Here is a 545-nt window from a genome sequence, read left to right as displayed (position 1 = left end):
GTGCCTTAATGGGGATGACTTGCCGCTGGCGTTTGCGGCTGTCGATAACGAAGGGCGGCTGATGGGTTCGGCGGCATTAAAGCGGTTTGATATGGCGTGTTTTCCCGAATACGAATATTGGCTGGGTGATGTGTTCGTTTTGCCGCAATTTCGCGGTTTGGGCGTAGGCAGGCAGCTGGTTTCGTTTTGTCTGGATAAAGCACGCGAACTGGGTTTGCCGCATCTGTATCTCTATCCAGCCGCTGCTTTTGTTGTTGCTGCGTTCGCTGCTGCTTTGTTCGGCGGATTGGAGTGTGATGTCGTTATCGGCAATCAGGCCGGTTCCTGCTTTACCTGAAACATCCGATCCTGTGATGTTGATATTGGATTGTTCGCCTGCACCTCCGGCAATAAGGGTAGTTTTACCGCCTGCTTGAATTTGGCTGGCTTGGGCTTGATTTACTTGAACTTGGGTGGTTTGTCGGTTTTGCTGTTCGCCGTAGGTTATGGAAATGCTGACTTCTGCTGCTGCAACCGCTGCTTCTAAATACCGCTTGGGCAAGGAT

1 protein-coding gene and 1 pseudogene are annotated in these 545 nt (G+C 51.6%); one reads left to right on the top strand and one right to left on the bottom strand.

The features are described 5' to 3' along the window. A partial coding sequence (locus tag ACTHUR_RS17315; RefSeq protein ID WP_440399947.1) for a GNAT family N-acetyltransferase occupies window positions 1–337 on the top strand: 337 nt, incomplete at its 5' end. Here ACTHUR_RS17315 and ACTHUR_RS17310 read toward each other — a convergent pair. Continuing rightward, window positions 236–545: pseudogene (locus tag ACTHUR_RS17310) on the bottom strand (hemagglutinin repeat-containing protein); the annotation flags it as partial. The gene ACTHUR_RS17315 and the pseudogene ACTHUR_RS17310 overlap by 102 nt on opposite strands.

The organism is Neisseria sp. P0021.S007 (assembly GCF_051956855.1).
This window is presented reverse-complemented; position numbering and strand designations above follow the sequence as displayed.